Here is a 4380-nt window from a genome sequence, read left to right as displayed (position 1 = left end):
ACGAGCACGCCCACTACAGCGCCCTCGACCGAGAGCGTCAACCCGTATAGCAGCGGCGGAAAACCTGGGGCGGTTCAGGTTGCGACAACTCGTGACACTGAGGCGGGCCTCACCCAACCCAGGCAGGAAGGCGCCGATCAGGGAATTACGGTGCCCCCAGTCGGACTCGAACCGACACTTGGCGGATTTTAAGTCCGCTGCCTCTGCCAATTGGGCTATGGGGGCTTTGCAGCTCAGAGCATACTTTAGGCCGTCTCAGCCGTCCCTTGACGTCCTAAGTACCGCAGTGATACCGCAGTGCTATCGATGGCCTTGCCCAGCGCATCGGCCACACCGCTCAAATCGTCGTTGAGCAAGTGGCCGTAGCGGTCGAGCGTCATGGCCGCCGTCGCATGCCCCAGGAGTCTCTGCACGACCTTGACGTTAGCGCCTGCACTGATCGCCAGTGAGGCCGTGGTGTGCCTGAGGCCGTGCGGTACCAGCCCCTCGATGCCGACGTCTGCACACGCGTTGTCGAATGCCCAGCGGTACTCACCGAGTGGCAGGAACCCACCCTTGCGGCTGGGAAACACCAGCGCGTTCGGGTCGGCCGGTAGCTCTGCCTTGAGTTTCTTCCACACGGGTTCGGGCACTGGCACGTGACGATCCCGCTTCGTCTTGGTCGTCGACTCCACGATGCCCTTACCGGTGACCGCGGTTGCGGACGAGCGAACCGTCAGCACCCGATCCCCCACATGCCGGCGGCGCAACGCAACGGCTTCGCCGAATCTCAGCCCGCAGTACCCCAGGACCAGCGTCAGCGTCTCGAACCGATCGGCAGCCTTGGCTAGCATCAACAGCTCGGTATGGCTCAGGTAGCGCCGTTCACGCTCGGCTTGCTCGGGAAGATCCTCGTCCCGCTTGATCTCCAACGCGACGTTCTTCGCCACCTTGCCAGTCCGTTGGGCGTACTTGAGGACAGCACCTACCAGCTGATGCGCTTGGGTGATCCGACTTGCCGATAAGCCGGCTCCACGTTGCCCACCATCGACCGATAGCGACCCCAGCCACGTCGAATAGGACTCGTAGTCAAGCCTTTTCAGCGGAACACCTTCCCACTTCGGCAGCACCACGGTGTCGAGCAACGAGCGATATCCTGCAACGGTTTTCGGCTTTCGGTGCTGTTTGGTGGCGAACCACTGCTCGGCCACCGACCCGAATGTCTCCGCGCTCTTCCTCGGGTCGACATACTCACCGCGCTGAAAATCAGCGGTCAGGCCGTTGAGGTACGCCTGCGCATCCGGCTTGCGCTGGAAACTCTTGGTGCGTTCAGCACCTGTGCTGTCGACCCATCTGACACGCCATCGCGAGACCTTGCCGTACACCGCAGACCGCTCCGTGCGCATGGCGCCATCCTGGCCTTTGACACGCTTGTGCCAGCGGTCATCGATACCCGCCCGTTCGTTCCGGGTGATCACAAATGGACCATACCGCAGAAATCCGTAGGGTTCATCCGCTTTGCAAGCCGTCTGTCGGTGTCCTGTTCGGTCGCATCAGCGGGACTCGAACGACTTTTCCTTGAATGTGGCTGCGGTGGTGGACACGTCGCCGTTCTTCCAGTCAATGTTGGCTCAGCCAAGACAACTGAGATTCAGGAGGAATCTGATGGAATTGCTAGGAGCCAAGGAAGTCTCGGACATCACCGGTGTTCCGGTTGGAACGCTGAGGTACTGGCGTCACTCGGATATCGGTCCAGCAAGCTTCACCCTGGGACGCCGGGTCGTGTATCGACGCGATGAGGTTCTGCGGTGGATATCCGAGCGGGAGTGCGCAACCCGGCGCGGAGGCGGCGACGCCGCGTGATGCCCAGGCATGAGAAAGACCTCGGGGTCTAGCCGAGGCCTTTCGTTCGAACAACCCGATCGCTCAACCGGAAGTTCCCCATGAGAATAGCCCGTCATGCCCGCCTGCAGAAGCACCGCTGGCAGGAAAACCCATGAGCGCCAACAACGAAAGCGACAAGAAGTCAGTTGCCGCGCGCCTGGTAGCCATGGCTCAAGAACGGTATCTCCTCGGCGTGTCCGAGGACGGAGAGCCCTTTGGCACTGACCGCGCCCGCCCGCATCTGGCGATTCTGCTGCGTGCAGGCAAGGCCGGTCTACGCGCCGAACTCGCCTCCCGCTACTTTGCCGAGACGGGCACCGTCGCCGGTGGCCAGGCCCTCACCGACGCCACCCTGGTCCTCGAAGGCCTGGCCACCGCGCAGAGAACTGAAAAGCTGAATCTCCGCGTCGCTGAGCTCGACGGAACCAGTTACATCGACACCGGACGAACCGACGGCAAGGTCATTCGTCTCCGCGCAGGCACCTGGTCGGTCATCGACACCGCCCCAGTTCGGTTCCTGCGCACCAAGCTAACGGCTGCAATGCCTCTACCACCCCGGACCGGAGACCTCTACCGGTTGTGGGACTTCATCAACGTCGCCCTCCCAGACCGCCCCGTGCTGCTCGCGGCACTCATCGCGGCACTCGTCCAGACCGATGTGCCGCACCCGGTGGTAGCACTGTTCGCCGAGCAGGGCAGCGCTAAGACCACGACGACGCGCATGCTGGTCGACCTCATCGACCCCTCCCCCGTTCCACTGCGCCAGGCACCACGCGACGCCGACTCCTGGGTAACTGCCGCGTCCGGCTCCTGGCTTGTCGCTCTGGACAATCTGTCGGCGATTCCTCCCTGGTTGTCAGATTCGCTGTGCCGTGCCGCCACCGGCGACGGCAACGTCAAACGTGCGCTGTACACCGACGGCGATCTTGCCGTGGTGAAGTTCCGCCGCTGCATCATCATCAACGGCATCGACGTCGGCGCGGTGCGCCCCGACCTTGCCGAACGCATGGCGATGATTGATCTGCGACGCATCGACCGCCACATGCGACAGCCGGAGGCCGGCCTGCGACAACTGTGGCACCAGGCTCTACCGGGCATTTTGAGTGGACTGCTCAGCCTGGCTGCGACCGTGCATCACCGCCTGGACACCATCGAGGTCGACGACGCACCACGCATGGCTGACTTCGGTCGCGTGCTGGCGTGCGTCGACGAGGTTCTGTCGTCCGATGGCTTGCGCCGCTACATGTCACGTTCGGATCAGCTGTCGGAAGACAGCCTGTCCGCTGACCCTTTCATCGAATGTCTGCGCCTCCACACTCACGAACCGTTGCGCGGGCAGTCCGGTGTCGACTTGCTCGCGTTGATCACGCCGACGGGTGGCGACTGGCGACGGCCCAAAGAATGGCCAAGGAACGGCCGCGACGTCACGAGCCTGCTCCGCAGGCACGCGCCGGCGCTGCGGAAACTCGGATGGTTGATCGAGGACGACGGGGCACGCAACCACCGCAACGTCCTGCTGTGGACCATCTACCCCCCACACAAAGACGTGGCCGCCCACCGAGCCTCGCAACCCTCGCGTCCCTCGCTGCTACGGCCCGGCCCCGAGCACCCCACGCCCTCGCACATCGACGATGCCCGCGACGACCTCTCCGCATAGCAAGGGGGTCCCAGATCCGACGACTTGTCGGTGCGTGCAGGCAGTATCTGGACAAGCCTGGAGGGAGCAGCCGCGATGAGCCTGGACGACGACCTGGAGAACCTGGCCACCGCCGCGATCAGCGATTGGCCCGAGATCCGCCAGTCCGGCCAGCTCGATGCGGCAATCCGCGACCTCTACCGAACACATCTGTCGTTTCCAGAATTCTGGACCCCAGAAGAGCGGGAAGAGTACATCGAGGAATGGGCCGATACCGATGCCCAACAGTTGGACACCCAGTTCGACGATGCCATCGACGTCGTGATTGACACGCTCGGCCGACAGAACGGATATCTGCCGCACCCCGGGGACGCTGGAGAGATGATCGCCGAAGAACGCAAGGAAGCGGTCTACGAATTGGAGGCCAGCATCGCGTACCTTGCCGAAGACCTCGCCCAGAAGGCGATCCACGCCGCTGGCCGTACCGCCTCGAGCATGACCGGGTGCAGTCCCGCCGCACGACGCGCCCGCAGAAAGTCAAGACGACGGCCTCGCCGGATCAGGTAAAAATCACCAATCACGATGCGGATGAACGGCATTGGACAGCTCCCGCGCAGCCGTCAGTGTGGCGCGGTCCAGCTTCTTGAGCCGAGCCTGCTCTGCCACGCGAGTAAGCAACCCGCGTAGGGCCTTGCCGTCGCCCAGGACGCTGTTGACAGCATCCATCGGCACGCCCGGCTGGTCCGGCTTGGGCGTTTCTGCAGATTGCTTCTGCGCTGCAGCAGCTTTCGGTACTTCGATCACTCGGGTCTGCTGCACGAATAGGTGACATCTGAGTTGGCTTGCCCAGCATGGGCGGGCTGGAAGGATGTCCCCATGGC

The 4380-nt window shown here is 63.3% G+C and carries 5 protein-coding genes and 1 tRNA gene; 3 read left to right on the top strand and 3 right to left on the bottom strand.

All coding sequences use genetic code 11. The features are described from left to right. Positions 1 to 151: 151 nt before the first annotated feature. A tRNA-Leu gene (locus ACJH6H_RS29495) sits at positions 152 to 225 on the bottom strand. 20 nt (positions 226 to 245) lie between these two features. After that, entirely contained in the window at positions 246 to 1457 is a 1212-nt protein-coding gene (locus ACJH6H_RS29490; protein ID WP_406776369.1) for a tyrosine-type recombinase/integrase, read from the bottom strand. 187 nt (positions 1458 to 1644) lie between these two features. On the opposite strand from ACJH6H_RS29490, the gene ACJH6H_RS29485 reads away from it, so the two are divergent. From ACJH6H_RS29485 to ACJH6H_RS29475, 3 genes are all read left to right on the top strand, one after another. Next, entirely contained in the window at positions 1645 to 1842 is a 198-nt protein-coding gene (locus ACJH6H_RS29485) for an AlpA family transcriptional regulator (RefSeq protein ID WP_208676971.1), read from the top strand. 133 nt (positions 1843 to 1975) lie between these two features. Beyond that, positions 1976 to 3520: an ATP-binding protein gene (locus tag ACJH6H_RS29480; protein ID WP_406776368.1), complete on the top strand. Its 1545-nt coding sequence runs from the start codon at positions 1976 to 1978 to the stop codon at positions 3518 to 3520. Between the two features lie 75 nt (positions 3521 to 3595). Beyond that, entirely contained in the window at positions 3596 to 4066 is a 471-nt protein-coding gene (locus ACJH6H_RS29475; RefSeq protein WP_406776367.1) for a transposase, read from the top strand. Between the two features lie 3 nt (positions 4067 to 4069). On the opposite strand, the gene ACJH6H_RS29470 is transcribed toward ACJH6H_RS29475, so the two are convergent. Then, positions 4070 to 4380 (bottom strand): hypothetical protein (locus tag ACJH6H_RS29470; RefSeq protein WP_406776366.1); only part of this gene is annotated, 311 nt, incomplete at its 5' end.

It is taken from the genome of Mycobacterium sp. SMC-21 (assembly GCF_045310825.1).
In the GTDB taxonomy this organism is placed as follows: Bacteria; Actinomycetota; Actinomycetes; order Mycobacteriales; family Mycobacteriaceae; genus Mycobacterium.
This window is presented reverse-complemented; position numbering and strand designations above follow the sequence as displayed.